At 68.2% G+C, this 20,547-nt stretch carries 18 protein-coding genes; 14 read left to right on the top strand and 4 right to left on the bottom strand.

What is annotated here, in order from left to right:
* Positions 1 to 8: 8 nt before the first annotated feature.
* The gene (locus AC1D3B_RS19605; RefSeq protein ID WP_478192329.1) at positions 9 to 1,316 is read left to right on the top strand and encodes an OmpA family protein; all 1,308 of its coding nucleotides are present in this window, start codon (positions 9 to 11) and stop codon (positions 1,314 to 1,316) included.
* A gap of 13 nt (positions 1,317 to 1,329) precedes the next feature.
* Positions 1,330 to 2,106, top strand: coding sequence for an amidohydrolase family protein (locus AC1D3B_RS19600; protein ID WP_478192328.1), 777 nt, complete (start codon positions 1,330 to 1,332; stop codon positions 2,104 to 2,106).
* Here the strand turns inward: AC1D3B_RS19600 and AC1D3B_RS19595 are convergent.
* The 3 genes from AC1D3B_RS19595 to AC1D3B_RS19585 all read right to left on the bottom strand — a co-directional run bounded on the left by AC1D3B_RS19595 (position 2,054) and on the right by AC1D3B_RS19585 (position 5,427).
* Entirely contained in the window at positions 2,054 to 3,430 is a 1,377-nt protein-coding gene (locus tag AC1D3B_RS19595) for a sigma-54-dependent transcriptional regulator (protein WP_478192327.1), read from the bottom strand. The two genes, AC1D3B_RS19600 and AC1D3B_RS19595, sit on opposite strands and share 53 nt — an antisense overlap.
* A 330-nt stretch (positions 3,431 to 3,760) precedes the next feature.
* The gene (locus AC1D3B_RS19590) at positions 3,761 to 4,654 is read right to left on the bottom strand and encodes an SDR family oxidoreductase (protein WP_478192326.1); all 894 of its coding nucleotides are present in this window, start codon (positions 4,652 to 4,654) and stop codon (positions 3,761 to 3,763) included.
* Between the two features lie 29 nt (positions 4,655 to 4,683).
* On the bottom strand, positions 4,684 to 5,427 hold the full coding sequence (locus tag AC1D3B_RS19585) for an SDR family oxidoreductase (protein ID WP_478192325.1): 744 nt from the start codon (positions 5,425 to 5,427) through the stop codon (positions 4,684 to 4,686).
* Positions 5,428 to 5,552: 125 nt separating this feature from the next.
* On the opposite strand from AC1D3B_RS19585, the gene AC1D3B_RS19580 reads away from it, so the two are divergent.
* The 7 genes from AC1D3B_RS19580 to AC1D3B_RS19550 all read left to right on the top strand — a co-directional run bounded on the left by AC1D3B_RS19580 (position 5,553) and on the right by AC1D3B_RS19550 (position 14,126).
* Positions 5,553 to 6,449, top strand: a complete 897-nt coding sequence (locus AC1D3B_RS19580) for a LysR family transcriptional regulator (RefSeq protein ID WP_478192324.1) — start codon at positions 5,553 to 5,555, stop codon at positions 6,447 to 6,449.
* A 73-nt stretch (positions 6,450 to 6,522) separates the two neighbouring features.
* Positions 6,523 to 7,332 carry an IclR family transcriptional regulator gene (locus AC1D3B_RS19575; RefSeq protein WP_478192323.1) on the top strand — a complete coding sequence of 270 codons (810 nt, stop codon included), beginning with the start codon at positions 6,523 to 6,525 and terminating at the stop codon, positions 7,330 to 7,332.
* 61 nt (positions 7,333 to 7,393) lie between these two features.
* Positions 7,394 to 9,469: an acetate--CoA ligase family protein gene (locus AC1D3B_RS19570; protein ID WP_478192322.1), complete on the top strand. Its 2,076-nt coding sequence runs from the start codon at positions 7,394 to 7,396 to the stop codon at positions 9,467 to 9,469.
* 37 nt (positions 9,470 to 9,506) lie between these two features.
* Entirely contained in the window at positions 9,507 to 10,487 is a 981-nt protein-coding gene (locus tag AC1D3B_RS19565) for a tripartite tricarboxylate transporter substrate binding protein (RefSeq protein ID WP_478192321.1), read from the top strand.
* A gap of 19 nt (positions 10,488 to 10,506) precedes the next feature.
* A complete protein-coding gene (locus AC1D3B_RS19560; protein WP_478192320.1) occupies positions 10,507 to 11,811 on the top strand; it encodes a DUF1254 domain-containing protein in 1,305 nt (434 codons plus the stop codon).
* Positions 11,808 to 13,097, top strand: a complete 1,290-nt coding sequence (locus tag AC1D3B_RS19555; protein WP_478192319.1) for a DUF1254 domain-containing protein — start codon at positions 11,808 to 11,810, stop codon at positions 13,095 to 13,097. The genes AC1D3B_RS19560 and AC1D3B_RS19555 overlap by 4 nt, the downstream gene beginning before the upstream one ends.
* A gap of 30 nt (positions 13,098 to 13,127) precedes the next feature.
* On the top strand, positions 13,128 to 14,126 hold the full coding sequence (locus AC1D3B_RS19550) for a Bug family tripartite tricarboxylate transporter substrate binding protein (RefSeq protein ID WP_478192318.1): 999 nt from the start codon (positions 13,128 to 13,130) through the stop codon (positions 14,124 to 14,126).
* Between the two features lie 12 nt (positions 14,127 to 14,138).
* On the opposite strand, the gene AC1D3B_RS19545 is transcribed toward AC1D3B_RS19550, so the two are convergent.
* Complete coding sequence (locus AC1D3B_RS19545) at positions 14,139 to 14,936, bottom strand: IclR family transcriptional regulator domain-containing protein (RefSeq protein ID WP_478192317.1); 798 nt, start codon at positions 14,934 to 14,936, stop codon at positions 14,139 to 14,141.
* A gap of 149 nt (positions 14,937 to 15,085) precedes the next feature.
* Between AC1D3B_RS19545 and AC1D3B_RS19540 the strand changes: the two genes are divergently transcribed.
* The 5 genes from AC1D3B_RS19540 to AC1D3B_RS19520 all read left to right on the top strand — a co-directional run bounded on the left by AC1D3B_RS19540 (position 15,086) and on the right by AC1D3B_RS19520 (position 20,547).
* On the top strand, positions 15,086 to 16,984 hold the full coding sequence (locus tag AC1D3B_RS19540) for a bifunctional sugar phosphate isomerase/epimerase/4-hydroxyphenylpyruvate dioxygenase family protein (protein ID WP_478192316.1): 1,899 nt from the start codon (positions 15,086 to 15,088) through the stop codon (positions 16,982 to 16,984).
* Positions 16,985 to 17,195: 211 nt separating this feature from the next.
* Positions 17,196 to 18,608, top strand: a complete 1,413-nt coding sequence (locus AC1D3B_RS19535; protein ID WP_478192315.1) for an MFS transporter — start codon at positions 17,196 to 17,198, stop codon at positions 18,606 to 18,608.
* Positions 18,609 to 18,627: 19 nt separating this feature from the next.
* Positions 18,628 to 19,371, top strand: a complete 744-nt coding sequence (gene pcaH, locus AC1D3B_RS19530; protein ID WP_478192314.1) for a protocatechuate 3,4-dioxygenase subunit beta — start codon at positions 18,628 to 18,630, stop codon at positions 19,369 to 19,371.
* Positions 19,368 to 19,988, top strand: coding sequence for a protocatechuate 3,4-dioxygenase subunit alpha (gene pcaG / locus AC1D3B_RS19525; RefSeq protein WP_478192313.1), 621 nt, complete (start codon positions 19,368 to 19,370; stop codon positions 19,986 to 19,988). Before pcaH ends, pcaG begins: the two co-directional genes overlap by 4 nt.
* A 19-nt stretch (positions 19,989 to 20,007) precedes the next feature.
* Positions 20,008 to 20,547, top strand: coding sequence for a carboxymuconolactone decarboxylase family protein (locus tag AC1D3B_RS19520; protein WP_478192312.1), 540 nt, complete (start codon positions 20,008 to 20,010; stop codon positions 20,545 to 20,547).

Here is a 20,547-nt window from a genome sequence, read left to right as displayed (position 1 = left end):
GACACACCATGAACGACGAAGCCATGTTCGAGATGCTCGCGCCCGCCGGCGAATCGGCGTTCGAGAACACGTACGAATTCGAGTCAGGGCAAGCAAAGAAGAAACCGGCGCCACCCGTGGTGCTGCCCACGCTGACGATCCGCGACCGGCCCTTCGTGGTGCTCGACCGCTTCGCCTTCGACGGCCCGGCCGTGCCTACGGCGCACAACGCGATCATCGACCGCATCGCGCGGCTGATCATCGCGAGCCGCGTCTCGGGCGATCCGATCCAGACCGTGCGCCTGGTTGGCCACACGGACCCCACTGGAAAGGACACCTACAACCGCGACCTCGCCGAACGCCGGGCGAAGGCGGTCGAGACAAAGCTCCGCGCTGCCCTCGCGAACCCGGCGCTGGGCGCCGTGCCTGCAGGCACGCTCAACATCGTGCCCCAGACGCTCGGCGAGACGCGGCCCGTGGTTTCCAATGCAACGGCCGACGGCCAGGCCCTGAACCGGCGCGTGGAGGTCTTTCTCGGCACGGGCTGCAACGCGTTCTTCGCCCAGTACGACCTTCGCTTCCTGCCGGGCGATCCGATCTTCGGCCTGCCTGCCTATCCGAATCTCAACACGGCGCAGAAGGCGCAGCGCAGCGGCGATGTAGGCGCGATGGTGCCCGAGCTGCTGGCCCGCCGCGACCTGCGCGCCAGCGAAGCCCTGGCCGGCCGCGTGCCGGCAGCCAAGGCACTGCCCGCGGGTGCGCTGCGCAACAGTGCGCTGCGGCTGTCGGCCGCACAGCTGGCGCTGTTCCGCGAGTACTTCGAGGACGGCCGCGGCGGCATCGAGTTCGGCGCCTTCCAGGCCTGTTTCGAGCGCTTTGCCAACGGCCAGTTGCGCAGCCCGATCGCGGCCGACCGCACCGCCGGCGTCGGCGAGCCCAACGGCGACTTCTTCTTCCTGTTCGCGGAGTTCGCCTTCACGTGCATCGACTCGGGCATCGACCCGGCGCCGTGGACCCGGGCCCTTCGCACCTTCGTGAAGGCGCAGGAGATCTTCATGCACGTCTACCGGCCGCAGCCGAAGTCGCCGCCGCCGGCGGTCGGCGCGCCCTTGCCGGCCTGCGGCCGCGACGCACAGGGAAAGCCGCTGGCGCGGCGCCGGCTCGACAGCTTCAACAACGGCAACTTCAAGGCCACCGGTGCGTCGCCCACGGTCGGTGTCGGCCAGTCGCCGCCGGACCGCCGCCGGGCGCTGGCCGCCAAGTACGCGGCGAAGGACCTGGCCGCGCTTCGGCGCGAGGCACAGGCCAATCTGCAGCGCGCGCAATGCATGCCTTGAAAAGCCATCCGCCATGCTGCGCATCGATTGCCACTGCCATGCCGGCCAGGGCGACGGCCTGACCGGGCCGTGGGACACCGACGCGCCGCTCGATGCCTACCTGCGGCGCGCCGCGCGCGCCGGCATCGCGCGCACCGTCCTGCTGCCGGCTTTCCATTCAGACTATGCGCAGGCCAACCTCGCCCTGTCGCGCATCGTTGCAGCCAGGCCCGATCGCTTCATCGGCTTCGCCATGGTTCACGCCCAGCGCGATCGCGGCCGCGTGCTGCCGATGCTGACCACCGCCGTTCAGCGCCATGGCTTCGCGGGCATCAAGGTGCACCGGCACGACGCCGCCATCAGCCGGGAGATCTGCGATGCCGCGCGCCGGCTGCGGGTGCCGGTGCTCTATGACCTCGTCGGCGAAACCTGGGTGGTCGAGCTGCTGGCCGAGCAGTACCCGGACGTCGTCTTCATCATTCCGCACCTCGGCAGCTTCGCGGACGACTGGCGTGCCCAGCTCGCGCTCATCGATCATCTGGAGCGCCATCCGAACGTCTATGCCGACACCTCGGGCATCCGGCGCTTCGACCTGCTGCTGCAGGCCGTGCGGCGCGCCGGCGCCCACAAGATCCTGTTTGGCTCGGACGGCCCCTGGCTGCATCCGGGCCTGGAGCTCGAAAAGATCCGCCTGCTGCATCTGACGCCAGAGGACGAGGCGCAAGTGCTGGGCGGCAACATCGCCCGCCTGCTGGGCCTCAATGCAAGGGACGCTGCTGCGCCCGGCGCAGTTGCAGCGCCCGGTCGGTGACGCCGAGCCGCAGCGCGGCACGGTGCAGGTTGCCCTGCTCGCGTTCGATGGCCAGGCGGATCGCGCAGTCGGTCGCAGCCTGGCCGATTTCCTTCAGGCCGAGACCGAGGTCGATCGCATCGCGCGCCGCACGCTCGAAGCAGCCCTCCAGCGCATCGCGCGATGGTTCGGTGCCCACTGGCCGCTCGTCCTCGGGCACGTCGCCGATGGTGACCGGCCCGCCGCCGGCGTGCCGATGGCACAGCCACGAGATCACACGCCGCAACTCGCGCACGTTGCCCGGGTAGTCGCGCGCCTTCAGGTATTGGCACACCGGCTCATCGAAGCCGTCGCCGCCCTCGATGCCCTCGAAGCCGGCCTGGAAGTGCGCCGCCAGCGCGAGCACGTCTTCCTTGCGCTCTGCGAGCCGCGGCGTGCGGCAGATCGATCCCGCGATGCGGTAGTAGAGGTCGGCGCGGAAGCTGCCGTCGGCCACGCCCGCATCGAGATCCCGATGGGTCGCCGACACCAGCCGGAAGTCGGTGTGCTGCCAGGCATTGCTGCCGACGCGCTTGTACTTGCCTTCCTGCACCACCCGAAGCAACTGGGCCTGCAGCGTGGGAGGCAGTTCACCGATCTCGTCGAGGAAGAGCGTGCCGCGATGGGCCAGTGCGAACGCGCCCTCGCGCGGATTCATCGCGCCGGTGAAGGCGCCGCGTTCGTGGCCGAAGAATTCGCTGCCGGCCAGTTCCGGCGTGATGGTGGTGCAGTCGACGATCACCATCGACCCCTTGTCGGGCCTGCGATCGAGGTCATGGATCAGGCGCGCGATGAGTTCCTTGCCGGTCCCGCTCTCGCCGTTGATCAGCACCGGTCCCTGCGAGAACACGGCCACCTCCACCACCTGCCGCACCAGCGCGCGCCAGGTCGGGCTCTCGCCGACCAGCACGTCGCGCACGCGGGGACAGTCGACCAGTGCCTGCACCGTGCGCAGGCGCGACAGGCGGGCGCACACCTGCGCGGCGTCGGCAGGCAACGGGGTCCAGCGCATCACGTCGGCGGCGCCGGCGCGCAGCAGGGACCAGGCCTCCGCCGCCGACAGCCTGCAGGGCGCGACCACGAGCACCAGCACCACCGCGCGGCGGCTGGCCATGCGAAGCTGGTCGAGGACCTGCTCATCAACCGCCCCCAGCACCATCAGCCCGTAATCCCGTGCGTCGACCGGCATCGGCATGGTGCGCAGCCCCGACCGGCTCAACACCCCCAGCACCGCGTCGCGCGCAGGCGCCGGCAGCGGATCGAAGAAATGGATCCACGCACTCGGCGACTCGTCGGCTCGATGCATGTCTCCTCCAGTCGAGCGGGAGAGACAGTGTGAGCATTCGCTACGGCCGGCGAAATACGACAGAAGCCCGTGATGCGTTGCAGACGCAATTCGCAAGATGCGTGAGCGCTTGTTACGCACGCGCGCCTCGACGGCGCCGGGCTTGGGTCCAAAGTCTTCATTTCGTCCGTCCACTGTTGCTTGAACGCCGAATTGCAGGCCGGTTGCCTAGTCTTCCGCAGCGCCGGAATCAAGCCCCATTGCGCGTAGTGCTACCGCCTTTCGGCTGCACCAACGCGCTCTGGCATTCGGCGTATTGACGCGTCGCATGGCCCTTCCGGTGGCCGCACTTCAGCGTCGGACCCTGGCTTCCAGCAGGTCACCCATGCCGATGCGCTTCGCGAAGTCGATGCGCATTCGCTCCGAGACCTCGAACACCTCGGCCGCGCCATCGCCCACGAAGTCAATCAGCGAGCGCATCGGACGCGTGCCGGCGGGCAGACCTACGATGCGGACGATCTCGTCGGCCACGGCCTGTGGATCGGCGTTCTCCGGCGTCAGCGCTGAAAGCCGCTCGCCGATCTGGTCCATCACGCCGTCGTAGCGGCTGTAGGCAGCGGCGGTGGCGGCATCGGCGGGCTTGCCGGCGCTCGGGAAGTGATCGGTGCCCCGCGTGAACGCGCCCGGCACGACGATCGAAGTCTCGATGCCGAAGCGCGCGATCTCGTAGGCCAGCGTCACCGCCAGCGAATCCATTGCCGCCTTGGCCGCGCCGTAGGGGCCCATGAACGGCGGAAAGCCGCCCTTGGTGGTCGTGCTGCTGATCCACAGCATCAGCCCCGACTCCTGCTTGCGAAGGTAGGGCAGCACCGCGCGGTTCACGCGCTGGGCGCCGAGCACGTTGGTGTCGAACACCTTCGTGATCTCCTCGGGTGTGAACGCCTCGGTCGGACCGACCACGAGGTGACCGGCGTTCTGCATGACCACGTCGAGATGGCCCTGCTCGCGAACGACGGTCGCCGCGGCCGCATCGGCGGAAGCCTGCGAGAGCACGTCGAGTTCGAGCGGATGAAGCTGCAGCCCCTTGGCAGTGGCCAGCGCGCGCAGCTCGGCGGCGCGGCCGTTGTTGCGGCCCGCGATGTCGCGCATCGATGCATAGACGATGTGGCCCGCTTCGGCGAGGGATTGCGCCGTGAGCTTGCCGATGCCGGTGCCGGCGCCCGTGACGAGGATGACGGATTGCATGGTGGAACTCCTTGAATGAATGAATGAACTCAGGCCACGCCGCCGTTGGCGCGCAGGATCTGGCCGTTGACCCAGCCCGCATCCGGGCCGGCGAGGAACGAGACCACCGAGGCGATGTCCTCGGGCTGGCCGAGGCGCTGCAATGGCGGCATCTTTGCGAAGGTCTGGATCTGCTCCTCGGTCTTGCCGTCGAGAAACAGCGAGGTGGCGATCGGGCCGGGCGCCACGGCGTTCACCGTGATGTTGCGGCCGCGCAATTCCTTGGCGAACACGTGCGTGAAGGCCTCGACCGCCGCCTTGGTGGCGTTGTAGATCGCGTAGCCGGGCATGTTCAACGCGAGCGTCGTGCTCGAGAAGTTGACGATGCGTCCGCCTTCATTGAGCCGCGTCGCGGCTTCGCGCAGCGTGTTGAAGGTGCCGCGCACGTTGATGTCGAAGGTCTGGTCGTAGAGCGCGTCGCTGTGCTCGGCCAGCGGCACGGTCTTCAGCACACCGGCGTTGTTGACCAGGACATCGAGCTTGCCGAGTTGCGTCTCGATGGTGTCGAACATGCGGCGAACCTCTTCGGCATTCGCGACATCGGCCTGGACTGCGATGGCCTGGGCGCCAGCGGCCGTGAGTTCGCCGACGAGCGCGTCGGCCTGCGCGGAGCCCGAGGCGTAGTTGACGGCAACGGCAAAGCCGTCCGTGGCGAGCCGCCGGGCGACGGCGGCGCCGATGCCGCGCGATGCGCCGGTGACGAGGGCGACCTGGGTATGACGGGGGGTGTTCATGGTGCGATTCCTTTCGGTGGCGGGTTGGTGAGACGAATGGTCGTTTGTTCCACTCAAAAGATAATCAGCCATCGATCGTCAATACAATTCCATTTGCTTTAACAATCGATCGGAGACATGGCCCCATGGACCGCTTCCAGGAAATGCAGGCCTTCGTGCGGATCGCCGAGCGCCAGAGCTTCACCCAGGCCTCGAAGGACCTGCAGATTCCCCGCGCCACCGTCACCACGCTGATCAAGCGCATGGAGGAGCGCCTCGGCACACGGCTGCTGGAACGCACCACCCGCACCGTGCGCCTCACGCAGGACGGCGAGGCCTACTACCGTCGCTGCGTTCGACTGCTGGCGGACGTGGAAGAAGCCGAAGGCTCGTTCAAGGACACGGCGCCCAAGGGCCAACTGCGCGTGAACCTGCAGGGCACGCTGGCCCGCCATTTCGTGGTGCCGGCGCTGCCGGGCTTTCTCGCGCGCTACCCGCAACTGGCGCTGCACATCGGTGAAGACGACCGGCTCGTCGACCTCGTTCGCGAAGGCGTGGATTGCGTGCTGCGCGCCGGCACGCTGCAGGACTCCTCGATGGTCGGGCGGCGCGTGGCGCTGCTGCCGCAGGTCACGGTCGCGAGCCCGGCGTACCTCGCCCGGCACGGCGAGCCCGAGAGCGTGGAGGCGCTCGGAGCGCATCAGGCCGTCAATTACATCTCCAGCGCCACGGGAAAGGCGTTGCCGCTGGAGTTCACTGTCGACGGGCGCATCACGGACGTGCAGCTCGGCGGCATCGTCTCGGTCACGGGTGCAGACCTGTACACCGGCTCGGCCGTGGCGGGACTCGGGCTCGTGCAGGTGCCTCGCTACCGCGTGGCCAGCGAACTTGCGGACGGCCGCCTGAAGGTGGTGCTGCCGGGCTTCGCTCCGCCCGCGATGCCGGTGTCGGTGCTGTATTCGCAGAACCGGCAGTTGTCGTCCCGCGTGCGCGTGTTCACGCAGTGGCTGCGGGACGTCTTCGAGGCCGCGCCGCACGCGTAGGGGGATTCGAAAGCAGTTCCAAATAATGGAACTGAGTTTTGAGAACGCCGCCTCCAGTCATAGAGTGCGACGCATGATCCATCAGCTCCGGCATCAGTCCGACGTCGCCGCCTTGCGCGATGGCGACCCCAATTTCGCGGGGACGCTGGCCAAGGGCCTGATGATCCTGCAGACCTTCCTGCATGACCCCCGCCCCTATGCCAACAGCGAGTTGGCGACGCAGCTGGGCCTTCCGCGGCCCACCGTGTCTCGGCTGTGCCGCACGCTGCTCGAAATGGGCTACCTGGACCGTGACGAGCGCATCGATCGCTATTTCATCGGCCCCGCGGCGGTTGCTTTGGGCTACCCCTACATCGTCTCCATCCCCTTGCGCGCCCAGGCGCGTCCGCTGATGCAGGCATTCGCCGACCAGGTGCATGGCGCCGCCTCGATCGGTGTCGCGATGGGCCTGGATGTGGTGTATGTCGAGACCTGCGCATACAAGCGCGGCACGCTCGCGCGCCCGGACGTGGGCGCGCTGCGCAGCGTGGCCAGCGTCGCGATGGGCCGGGCCTGGCTGCATTCCCTGGGCGAGAAGGAACGCAGCGCGGTGCTGCGCCAGCTCAAGGCGGAACGCCCCGAGGAAATGGCGCGTTGCGCGGCCGGCATCAAGGAATCACTGCAGATGCAGTCGCGCCACGGCTTTGCGATCAATCGCGGCGACGCCGGCCTGGGCGTGCTGGGCGTGGCGGTGGCTTCGCGCCAGAGACAGGGCACGCGCGCGCTGCTCTTCAACTGCGCGGTGCCGGGCGGCCAGACCGACATGAAGACGCTGGAGTCCGATGTCGGACCGCGTCTGGTGGAACTGGTGCGCATATGTGAGCGCAATGCAGGCGTCGCCTGAACGCTCTTCTCTCTTCCTCTTTCTTCTTTCTTGTTTCTTCTTCTCGGCTCCCGGATTTCCCATGCAACTCGATGCGCTTTTCTCGCCTCGCAGCGTCGCCGTCATCGGCGCCTCGCAAAACCCGCAGAAGGTCGGCGGCATGCCGGTCCAGCTTCTGAATCGGCTCGGCTTCGACGGGCCGGTCTATCCCGTCAATCCCGGCGCGTCCGAGGTGCAGGGCCTCAGGGCCTTTGCCTCCATCGACGCCCTGCCGGAACGGATCGACATGGCCATCGTCGCACTGCCCGCCGCCAGCGTGGAGCTGGCGATCGAGCAGCTGATCGCACAGCGGGCCCGCGCGGCGGTCGTGCTCAGCTCCGGCTTTGCCGAGATGGGCAATGAAGGTGCCGCGACGCAGGCACGGATCGCGGAGCGCGCGCGTGCGTCCGGGCTCGCGCTGCTCGGGCCCAACTGCCTGGGCGTGATGAACATTCGCCGCAAGCTGTTCGCCACGTTCTCTCCGGCGCCATTGGCCGGCGTGCCGCAGGCGGGCCATGTCGCCATCGTGAGCCAGAGCGGTGCCTTCGGCGCCTATGCCTTCTCGCTGGCACGCAAGGGCGGCCTGGGCCTGAGCCACTGGGTGACCACCGGCAACGAGGCCACGGTGTCGGTGGCCGACGTGATCGACTGGCTCGCCGATGACGCCAACACGCGCGTGATCCTCGCCTACATCGAGGGCGCGCGCGATGGCGCTGCGCTGCAGCGTGCGCTGGCCAAGGCGCGCGCGGCCGGCAAGCCGGTGATCGTGACCAAGGTGGGCCGCACCGAGGCCGGCGCGCGCGCCGCGATGTCGCACACCGCCAGCCTCTCGGGCGAGGACGCGGTGTACCAGGCGGTGTTCGATGCCACCGGTGCGATCCGCGCGCGCACCGTCGACGAGATGTTCCGACTGGGCCAGGCCTTTGCCATTGGCAGCGCGCCGGCCGGGCGGCGCCTCGGCATCGTGACCATCTCCGGAGGCGTCGGCACCTTGATGGCCGACAGCGCGTCCGACCTCGGGCTCGAACTGCCTCCGCTGCCCGAAAGCGTGGCCGCGCCATTGCGCGAGCGCATTCCCTTCTGCGCCACGCAGAACCCCATCGACGTCACCGGGCAGGTCACGGCGGACCTGCCGGTCCTCGGCTTCGCGGCGCAAGGCGCGGCCACGAGCGGTGCCTACGACGCGCTGGTGCTGTTCGTGGCCGCCGCGCTCGCCTCGCCGGTGTTGGCGCCGCCCATCGTGGCGATGGTGCGCGAGACCGTGGCCGCCGCGCCCGACGTGCCTACCGCGCTGTGCGGCATCGCCGACGACGCCACACGGCAGGCCTTGCTCGATTGCGGCTGCCTGGTGTTCGAGGAGCCGACGCATGCGGTCGAAGTGCTGGCCGCCAAGGCGAAGTGGGCCGAGCACCGCATCGAAGCCCTGCCGTCGAAGCTGGCGCAGCTCGAAGTCGCTCCGGCCGTGTTGAACGAGGCCGAGGCCCTGGACTTTCTCGCGGGCTGGGACGTGCCCGCCGCACCGCGCCATCTGGTCCATTCGCCGGCAGACGCTGTCTCGGCCTGGCGGACGTTGGGCGGTGACGCAGTGATGAAGATCGTTTCCGCCGACCTGCTGCACAAGAGCGACGTAGGCGGCGTGCGCGTCGGGCTGCGCAGCGAGCAGGAAATCCGCGAGGCCTATGACGGCATCGTCAGCGCGGTCGCACGCCTCGCACCGCAGGCGAGGCAACAAGGCGTACTGGTCGCGCAAAAACTCTCGCCGCTGGCCGAACTGATGCTCGGCGCCCGGCACGACCCAGTGTTCGGCACCGTCATCGTGCTGGGCCTCGGCGGCGTGGAGGTCGAACTGCACCCACGCACCGCCGTGCTCACTGCGCCCACCACCGCCGCGCGGGTGCGCACGCAACTGGACGCGCTCGGCGTGCTGAAGCTGCTGGGCGGCTGGCGCGGCCGGCCCAAGGGCGATGTCGATGCACTGGTCGACGTCGTGCTCCGCTTCGCGGCACTGGCCGCGGCGCTCGGCCCGCGCCTGGGCACGCTCGAAATCAACCCGCTGATGGTCACGGCCGATGGCATCGCCGCCGCCGATGCGGTGGTGAGCTTCGTCGACCCCGCCTGATTCGAACCGCACTGCCTACAAGACAAGGAGACGAGAGATGAGCAACTTCCCCCGCCGCCGCGCGCTGCTTCTGCAGGCCGGCGCCGCCCTGCTGGCGACTTCGCAATGGCCGCTCGCCGGTGCCGCACTGAGCGACAAGCCGATCCGCCTGGTCGTGCCCTTCCCGGCCGGCGGCGGCACCGACGTGATGGGACGCCTGCTGGCGCAATCGCTCTCGCAGGAGTTGGGCGCCACGGTGATCGTCGACAACGTGCCCGGGGCCACCGGCACCCTGGGCAGCGCGCAGGTGGCACGCGCGGCGCCTGACGGCCACACGCTGGTGCTGGGCATCAGCGCCACGCACGCCATCGCGCCGGCGCTGTTCAAGGACCTGAAGTACCGCCCCGACGACTTCACCGCCATCGCCCGCGTGGCGCACGGCGGCAACGTGCTGGTGGCGAACCCCGGCTATGCGGCGAACAGCGCACCCGAGATGGTGGCCCTCGTCAAGCGCAGCCGCGAGCCCCTCATCTACGGCTCCTGGGGCAACGGCTCCGGCGGTCATCTCGCGATGGAGAGCCTGCGCCTGGCCACAGGCATCGAGACGGTCCACGTGCCCTACAAAGGCGTCGCGCCGCTGCTGCAGGACGTGGTGGGCGGGCAGGTCCAGGTGGCGATGGCCGACGTGGCCGGTGCGCTGCCGTTGCTGCGCGCCGGGCGCATCAAGGCACTGGCGGTGACCGGCACCAAGCGCTCGTCGGCCCTGCCGGAAGTGCCGACGCTGGTCGAGGGCCGCATCGCCTTCGACACCGAAAGCTGGTTCGCCCTGTTCGCGCCGGCACGCCTGCCGTCCGACGCCACGCAGCAACTCGCGCAGGCCACCGGCCGTGCGCTGCGCCGCCCCGAGGTGATCGAGAAGGTGAAGAGCCTGGGCATGGAGGCCGACCCCATCTCGCGGGAGGGCTTCGACAAGCAATGGCACGAAGACATCGCCACATGGGCCCGCGTGGTGCAGGCGAGCGGCGTGAAACCCGATTAAGAGATTGAGAGACAGACCGATGAGCAACGCATTCCTTCAAAGCGAATTCACTTCCCCCCAGGCCGCCTGGATCGCGCACTGCGCGGTGCCGGCGGTGGTGGCCGGCTATCCACTGCTCGAATCCGTGCGCACCTGCCATGTTCAGACGACGCCCGGCGCGGCGGCCTACGGACGCGCGCCCTTCAACCACTTCGGCCACAGCGCCGAGCGCTGGACCGATCGCGACCGCGACATCGTGACGCCGGCCAACGACCTGCTCTACAGCAACGCCTGGATCGACCTGCGTCGCGGGCCGGTGGTGATCACGGTCCCGCCGCAGACCGGCCGCTACTTCGTGCTGGAACTGCTCGACACGTACACCAACAACTTCCACAACATCGGCACGCGCAACGTGCCGCAGCAAGGCGGCCGTTTCGCGCTGCTGGGACCGGACGGCACGCACGACGCGCCGGAGGGCACCACGCCGATCCATTGCCCGACTTCACTGGTCTGGGTGCTGGGCCGGGTGCTGGTGGACGGAGACGCGGACGTCGCGGCCGCGCGCGGCTTCCAGGCCGGCTTCTCCATCGATGGACCGGAGACCGCCGACGCACCGGCCAGCGTCGCGCGGTGGCGGGCCGGCGGCGACGATCCCGCGCTCGAATTCTTCGCCAACCTGGCGCGCGCGCTGCATGACTTCCCGCCACCGGCTTCGCAGCAAGGCACCTTCGAGTTGCTGCGCGGTGCGCATGTGAAGCTCGACGCCAGCGGCGAGTTGGGCGACCTGCGCCCCGCCACGCTGGAGGGCTTGCGCATCGCCTACGCGTCGGCCATGAAGATCATCGACGGCGCCTCGCGCCCCGCATCGAAGGCACCCTGGCGCTATTCGACGCGACTGGGCCGCTACGGTGACGACCTGCTGCTGCGCGCAGCCACCGCCTGGAAGGGCCTGGGCGCCCTGGCTGGCGACGAGGCGATCTACGCCACCACCGACTACGACGACCAGGGCGAAGTGCTCGACGGCGATCGCCTCTACCGCCTGCATTTCGAGGATGGCGGGCGGATTCCGGCCGGCGCGTTCTGGTCGATCTCGCTCTATGGCGCGGACCGCTACTTCGCGGCCAACCCCATCGGCCGACATGCGCTGGGCAATCGCAGTCAGCTCGAACGCAACCCCGATGGCAGCCTGACCCTGTACGTGTCGCGCCAGCGTCCACCGGGACCGGAGGAGAACTGGCTGCCCGCACCGCGGGGCGCCTTCTACCTGATCCTGCGCGTCTATCACCCGCAGCCCGCCTTCCTGAGCGGCGAGTACCGCATGCCGAAGCTGGAGCGAGTGGCATGAAGCGCGAGGACCTGCCGGCGACGCACGAGGCCGTGTTGCGCACCCTGCCCCTGTTCGAGATGGCCCGCATGCGTGCCGCCACCGCGCCACGCCGGCATCCGCTGCACGGCTTTGCCGGGCCGGACGCCGCATCGACCCTGCGCTGGCTCAACACCTTCACCCACTCAAAGCGCCTGCTCACGCCGCGCGATCGCGAAGTGGTCACGCCCAACAACGACACGCTCTACACGAACGCCTGGCTGGACCTTTCCGATGGACCGGTGGTGATCGAAGTCCCCGACATGGGCGAGCGCTACTGGACGCTGGGCTTCCTCGACATGTGGACCAACCCTTTTGCATACGCAGGGCGTCGCACCACGGGTAATCGCACGCAACGCCTTTTCGTCCACGGACCGCAATGGATCGGCACATTGCCGAAGGGCATGGTCGAGATTGCCGCGCCGGGCGATGACGTGTGGATCATCGGCCGCATCCTCGTCGACGACGACGCGGTCGACCTGGCGCGCGTCGCGCAGTTGCAGCAGCAGTTCTCGATCCTGCGGGCGCATGACCTGCAACCGGCCGCCCGCGTGGCCGACACGGCGATGGACGGGCGCAAGACCGACACGCCCGAAGTGCAGACGTATCGCGCCATCGTCGACGCGACCTGGGCGCGCAACCCATCGCCGCCGGCCGACCATGAGGCGCAGTCGATCTGGCAACAGGCGCTGAGCGAAGGCGAGCCGCGCCTGCAACAGGCGCTGATTGAGGTCTGCCAGGCACTCCGCGAGGACGCGCAGCCTTCCGATGTCGATGGTGGATGGAACATGCCGATGGCCATCCGCACCGACTGGGGCACGCAGTTCGCGCTGCGCGCCCGCGTGGCGCGCAACCTGATCGGCGCGTTGGGGATCGAGGAGGCGATGTATCCCGTGGCCGAAGTCGATGACCAGGGCCGGCCGCTCGACGGCACGCATCGCTACACGCTCTACTTTCCGCCGGGCGCGGGCCCGCAGGTGGACGCCTTCTGGTCGCTCACGCTGTACCGGAAGTCGGATTGCCTGCTGGTGGACAACCCGATCGAGCGCTACTCGATCGGCGACCGCACGCACGGCTTGCAATGGGATGCAGACGGCGGCCTGCGCATCGCGATCCAGCACGTCGAGCCCTCCGAGCCGCGCGACCGCGCCAACTGGCTCCCTGCGCCGCCGGAGCCCTTCTACCTCACGCTGCGCCTCTACCAGCCACGCCAGGCGCACCTGGAATTTCGCTATGCCTATCCGCCGCTGGTGCGGCTTGCCGACTGAAGACGCACGAGAAATACGGAGACAAGACCCATGAACGACACGACACGCCGCAGCTTCCTCGTCCGCGCCGGCGCACTGGCCTCGGCCCTTCTGGCCGGCGTTGACATCGCCCGCGCACAGACGGGGCGCGCCTGGCCCGACAAGCCGGTCCGCGTCATCTCGCCCTATGGGGCGGGCGGCTCCAACGACATCTCGGCACGCATCCTGGCGGAGGAACTGGGCAGGCGGCTGGGGCATCCCTTCCTGGTCGAGAACAAGCCCGGTGCCGGCACCCGCGTGGGCAATGAATTCGTGGCGCGCGCCGCGCCCGACGGCTACACCCTGCTGTACGTGGCTGCGCCCTACGCCGTGGTCGAGAGCCTGTACGGCAAGCTGAGCTACGACCCGCGCAAGGATCTGCGGGCGGTCAGCCTGACGGCGGTGGCGCCGGTCTTCCTGATCGTCAACGCCGCTTCACCCTTCAAGACACCCGCCGACCTCGTGGCCTACGGCAAGGCCAACAAGGAGCGCGGCCTCACGTTCGCATCGCCGGGCAGCGGCTCCGGCCCGCACCTCGCAGCCGAATTGTTCTTCAAGGAGGCCGGGGTCAAGGGACTGAATGTGCACTTCCGCGGCGACGCCACCGCCTACACCGAGCTGCTGGCCGGCCGCGTCGATGCCACGATGACTGCCATCACCTCCGCCCTGCCGTTCATTCAGAGCGGCAAGCTGCGCGTTCTCGGCGTGGCCTCGGAGCAGCGCTCGCCCGTCTACCCTTCCGCGCCGACCATGCGCGAACAGGGCTTTCCCAATGTGGTCGGGTACGGCTGGTTCGGCTTCATGGCGCCGGCAGCGACGCCGCAGCCCATCGTGGACCGGCTGTCGAGCGAGGTGAAGGCGATCCTGGCCGACCCGGCGGTGAATCAGAAGATGGCCGGCCTCGGCCTGCAGGCGATGGGCACGAGCCCGGCGGAGTTTGCGGCCTTCATCGACAAGGAAATGACGCGCTGGGATGCGGTGATCAAGCAGGTGGGCATCAAGGGGGAGTAGCCCGAACCGGGGTCAAAGCAGCGGCCGCAGCGACTGCGCGGTTTCGCTCAGGGCAGGCACCAGCTTCGCGATGACCTGCTCGCGCGACCACGAGCGCATCTGCAGCGTCATGCTGATCGCGGCGACCGCGACGCCCCGCCGGTCGCGCACGGCCATGGCCACGCCGAGCAGCGCGGGGTCGAGGTGTTCCTCGATGATCCAGTACCCGAGCTCCCGGGCGGCGCGGACGTGCTGCAGGAAGACCGCCGGATCGGTCACGGTCTTCGACGTGAACGCCGTGAACACATGCTCGCCGACCCAGCGCTCCAGCCTGCTGTCGTCGAGCGTCGCGAGCAGCGCCACGCCGGGCGTCACCACATGCGCCGCGACGCGAAGGCCGGGGTAGAAGCCCACCGACACCAGCCGCGGACTGTTGCTGCGCGAGATGTAGACCACGTCGTGGCCCTCCAGCACGCTCACATTGACGGTCTCGCTGGTGCGGGCGGAGAGGTGTTCGATCGCGGGTTGGACCAGGCGAGGCACGCGTGCCGCATCCAGGAAGCTTTCACCGAGCCGCAACACGCGCGCCGTCAGCCAGAACAGCTTGCCGTCGGTGTTGGCGTAGCCGTGATGGCAGAGCGTCAGCAGGTGGCGGCGCGCCGCGGTGCGCGACAGGCCGGTGCGCGCGGCCACGTCGGAGGCGCTCATGCGCGAATGCGCTGCATCGAAGGCCTCGATCACCGAGAGGCCGCGCGCCAGGCCTTCGATGTGGTCTTCAGGTTCGATCGGGAAAGCATCGGTCGAACTCGTCGAGGAGGCATGTTCGGACATCCGTAGAAACCATCTAAACGAACGTTGATCGGACGGCTGCAACCGCCAAGCGGTCAATGTGCAAGGCACAGCCATTGTGCAGCAAAGGCGCCCTCGCTACGCTCGCCCTCGTCTTCCGATGAACCGGACCTCCACCAGGGGAAATCGATATGCACCGCTCCATCGCCACGGTCTCGCTCAGCGGCACGCTGCGCCAGAAGCTCGAAGCCGTCTCGGCCGCGGGCTTCGACGGCATCGAGCTGTTCGAGCCCGATTTCATCCAGTTCGCCGGCAGCGCCGCCGAGCTCCGGACGATGCTGTCCGACCTGGGCCTCAGCCTCGACCTGTACCAGCCGTTCCGTGATTTCGAGGGCATGCCACAGGCCCAGTACGAGCGCAGCCTGGACCGGGCCGAACGCAAGTTCGACCTGATGCAGGCGCTCGGCGCGCCCCTGGTCCTGGTGTGCTCGAACACCTCGCCCCTGTCGCTCGGCGAGGTCGATCGGGCCGCCGACCAACTGCGCGAGTTGGCCGAGCGCGCAGCGCGGCGCAACCTGCGCATCGGTTACGAGGCTCTTGCCTGGGGCCGTCACGTCAACCGGTTCGCGCAGGCCTGGGAGCGGGTGCGGCGCGCCGATCATCCGAACCTCGGCCTGATCCTCGACAGCTTCCACACCCTGTCGCTCAAAGACGACCCGGCCGGTATCGCGGACATCCCCGGCGACAAGATCGCCTTCCTGCAGATGGCCGATGCGCCCCTGCTGGCGATGGACGTGCTGCAGTGGGCGCGTCACTTCCGCAACTTCCCCGGTCAGGGGCAGTTCGACATGGTGGGCTTCCTGGAGGTCGTGCTGCGCGCGGGCTACACCGGCCCGCTGTCACTGGAGATCTTCAACGACGTCTTCCGGGAGACGCCGACCCGGCGGACGGCGACCGATGCCCTGCGTTCGCTGCTCCTGCTGGAGAGCGAGGTGCGGGCGCGTCTTCAATCCGATCAGGGGCGGGCCGACCCGGCGCTGCGCGCCGGGCTCTTCGATCCGCCGGCCATGCCCCGGCTGACGGGCTTCCGGTTTCTCGAGTTCGCCGTCGACGAGGCTGGCGCGGCCGCGCTCGGGACCGTGCTCGAACAGATGGGATTCCGCCTTGCCGGCCGTCATCGCAGCAAGCAGGCCGTCCTCTATGCACAGGGCGACATCCGGCTGGTGGTCAACGCGCAACCCGATTCGCTGGCACGCCAGCGCTTCGACCAGCAGGGTCCGTCGGTCTACGCGCTGGGGCTCGGGACGGTCGATCCGGAAGTGGCGGCCAGCCGCGCCGCCGCCTTGCTCTCGGCACGCTTCGAGAGCCCGATCGGGGAGCGGGAGATGCGCCTGCCGGCCATCATCGCGCCCGGCGGTACGGTGATTCATTTCGTTCCGGACCCGGTGGACGCGGGCTTCGACCAGGTCGACTTCATCCCGGAACCCGATGGCGACAACGACGTGCCTTCGCTCCAATGCGTGGACCACCTGGCGCTGGGACTTGCGCAAGACCAGCTCGACAGCTGGGTGCTGTTCTGCCGCGCCGTACTGGGGCTCGTGCCGGGCGACAGCCTCGAACTGGCCGACCCCTTCGGCCTGATCCGGACCAGCGGACTGGCCAATGCGGAGCGCACGCTGCGCTTCGTGCTCAACGTCTCGCTGAGCCAGCGCACGCGCACCGCACGCACCGTGGCGTCCAGCGGCAGCGGCGGCGGTGTCCACCACATCGCGTTCGGCACCGCGGACATCTTCACCGCCGTCGAGCGGATGCGCGAGCGAGGGACGCGATTCGTACCCATCTCGCCCAACTACTACGACGACCTCGCGACGCGATTCGACATCGCGCCGGCGATCGTCGATCGGATGCGCGCGCTCGGCATCCTCTTCGATCGCAGCGGCGACGGCGATTACTTCCACATCTACACCGAGAGCTTCGGCGACAGGTTCTTCTTCGAGATCGTCCAGCGCGCCGGTGCGTACGACGCCTACGGCGCGCTGAATGCACCGGCTCGCATGGCTTCGCAAGCGCAGCAGGCCGGCTCGCGCTGAGCGGGCCTCCGCGTCGCGTAGGGGATCACCCTCGATTGAACCGATCACCGGACAGGTTGTCCGCAGGGCGAGCGCACACGGCGTTCGCTGCTTGCGGCGGACCCGCATCGGTACTAACGTTTTGCCGGCCCCGCGCTTTGTCATGCAGGCTGCCGTATGCCGGTCGACAGCCCGAAGTTCCCGATCGGCAAATCGAAACTGGAGACATCGAATGGCAAATCCAACAGACCATGAGCCGCATGGCACGCACCAGACGAAGAAGGCCACCGCCAGCGGCTGGATAGGCTCGGCCCTCGAGTACTACGACTTCTTCATCTACGCGACAGCGGCTGCGCTGATCTTCCCGCAGGTCTTCTTTCCGAGTTCGGATCCCAAGGTCGCGATCGTCGCGTCGCTCGCCACTTACGGCGTCGGCTACGTGGCGCGGCCGATCGGTGCCTTTTTCCTGGGCCACTGGGGTGACACGCACGGTCGCAAGATGGTGCTGGTCATCTGCATGTTCCTGATGGGTTTCTCTACCGTGGCCGTTGGTCTCCTGCCGACCTACAACCAGGTCGGCCTGTGGGCGCCTGCGATGCTGGTGGTGCTGCGCCTGATCCAGGGCTTCGCGGTGGCCGGCGAAATCTCGGGCGCAAGTTCGATGATCCTGGAGCACGCGCCCTTCGGTCGACGCGGCTACTACGCGAGCTTCACGCTGCAAGGCGTCCAGGCCGGCCAGATCCTGGCCGCGGCGGTGTTCCTGCCGCTGGCGCACTACATGCCGGCGGAGGCCTTCAACGCCTGGGGCTGGCGCGTCCCATTCCTGCTGAGCTTCATCGTCATCGTGGCTGGCTACATCATCCGGCGCGAGGTCGAAGAGACGCCGGCCTTCGCCGAGGAAAGCGCCGACGGTGCCCTGCCCAAGGCACCCGTGATCCAGGCGGTCACCGAAAGCTGGCGCGACATGCTGCGCGTCATGCTGTGCTCGCTCATGAACGTGATCCCGGTGGTCGCCACCATCTTCGGTGCCGCCTATGCGGTGCAGCCGGGCTATGGCATCCGCTTCGAGAAGGATGTCTACCTCTGGATCCCGGTGATGGGCAACATCGTCGCCGTGCTGGTGATCCCCTTCGTGGGCAACCTGTCGGACAAGATCGGCCGCCGGCCGCCCATCATCATCGGTGCGCTGGCCTCGGGGCTGTTGTCCTTCGCGTACCTCTACGCCATCAGCATTCACAACGTGCCGATGGCGATCGTCATGTCGCTGCTGATGTGGGGCGTGGTCTACCAGGGCTACAACGCCGTGTACCCGAGCTTCTACCCGGAGATGTTCCCGACGCGAACCCGCGTCTCGGGCATGGCCATCTCGCAGAACCTGGGCACGGCGGTGACGGCGCTGCTGCCGGTCCTGTTCGTGACGGTCGCACCTCCCGGGGCCGTCAACATCCCCATGACCATCGGCCTCATCACGCTCGCCATCTGCGCCGTGGCGGCCATCTCGGCCTGGACCGCACGCGAGACCCACCGCGTGCACCTGAATGATCTCGGCGACAAGAATGCAGTGCCCGTTCCGAAAGGCGAGTACGACCGCATCCGCGAGCAGGCGCTCGGCGACAAGCCGAAGATGACCAGCGCAACGGCCTAGCAGCGTGCGGGAGAGCGCGATGTCGAGAGCACCCGTCGCAGGCGACGAATTCATGATGCGCGACACCACGTCGCACCCGCCGGCCTATGCGCCGGCCTACAAGACCAGCGTGCTGCGCAGCCCGCGCAACGCATTGATCTCGCTGCAGCAGTCGCTGTCGGAAGTGACCGCGCCGCTGTTCCGTCCCGATGAACTGGGGCCGCGCGACAACGACCTGATCATGAATGCCGCGAAGGACGGGATGCCGGTCGGAGAACGCATCATCGTGCACGGCTTTGTGCGCGACCAGTACGAGCGGCCGGTGGCGAATGCGCTCGTGGAGGTCTGGCAGGCCAATGCCAGCGGCCGGTATCGGCACAAGAAGGACCAGTACATTGGCGCGCTCGACCCGAACTTCGGCGGCTGCGGACGCATGCTGACCGACGAGAATGGCTACTACGCCTATCGCACGATCCGCCCCGGCCCCTACCCCTGGCGCAATCGCGTCAACGACTGGCGGCCGGCGCACATCCACTACGCGATCTCGGGCGACGGCTGGGTGCAGCGGCTCATCACGCAGATGTACTTCGAGGGCGATCCGCTGATCGCTACTTGCCCCATCCTGCGCATCGTGCCGAGCGAGGAGCAGATCCGCGGACTGATCGCGATGCAGGACAGCAGCGCCTTCGTGCCGCTGGACAGCCGGGCCTATCGCTTCGACATCGTGCTGCGCGGGCGCCGGGCCACGCTGTTCGAGAACCTCGTTCAGGGAGAAGCGCAATGACCGGCATTCTTCGCGAGACGGCGTCGCAGACGGCAGGCCCCTATGTGCACATCGGACTGGCGCCGAACCAGGCCGGCTTCGACATCTTCGAGAACAACTTCGGCAACGTGCTGGTCACGCCGCAGACCAAGGGCGAGCGCATTCGCATCGAAGGCACGGTGTTCGACGGCTCGAACACGCCGGTGCGCGATGTGCTGATCGAGTGCTGGCAGGCCAACGCCGAAGGCAAGTACAACCATCCGGGCGACCGGCAGGCTGGCAAGGCGATCGATACGGCGTTCCGCGGCTGGGGCCGCGCATGCAGCGACTTCGACACCGGCCTCTACAGCTTCGAGACGATCAAGCCCGGCGTCGTGCAGGGGCGCAAGGGCCGACCGATGGCGCCGCACATCAACCTGTGGATCGTCGCGCGCGGCATCAACCTGGGGCTCAACACGCGCCTCTATTTCGGCGACGAGACCGAAGCCAATTCGAAAGACCCGGTGCTCAACCTGATCGAGTGGGAAGTGCGCCGCAAGACCCTCATCGCACCGCGCGAGACACGCGACGGCAAGGTGGTCTACCGCTTCGACATTCGCCTGCAGGGCGACGGCGAGACGGTGTTCTTCGACATCTGAACAACTCTCGGGAGACGCCATGCCCAACATCGAGTACTGCAACACCGACCATCCCGAACTGTCGGAACTGGTCGGGACGATCCGCGCGCGCCGTTCGAGCGGCAAGCTGCTGAACCTCGACCGGATGCTGCTGCACAGCCCGCCGTTCGCACGCGGCTGGAACTCGATGTTTGCTGCCATCCGCAACCAGTTGCAGGTGCAGCGCCACATCAACGAGCTGGCCATCTGCGCCGTCGCACGCCTCAACAACGCCGACTACGAGTGGATCCAGCATGCGCCGGAATTCCTCGCGGCCGGCGGAAAGCAGGCCCAGCTTGACGCGCTCGACGACGTCACTGCCGCCTGCTACGACACCGAGCACTTCGACGAACACGAGCGTGCCGCCCTGCGCCTGACGCTCGACATGACGCGCCAGGTCGCCGTCCGGTGCGAGATCATCGAACGTGCGCGGCTCCTGTTCGGCGAGCGGCAACTGGTCGAGCTGATGGGCACGATCGCGGGCTACAACATGGTGTCGCGCTTCCTGGTCGTGCTGGGCATCGACGCCGCCGGGGAGTGA

This window comes from Variovorax sp. P5_A3, from assembly GCF_056400665.1.
The sequence above is the reverse complement of the archived record's forward strand: the minus strand, read 5'-3'. Positions and strand labels throughout refer to the sequence as shown.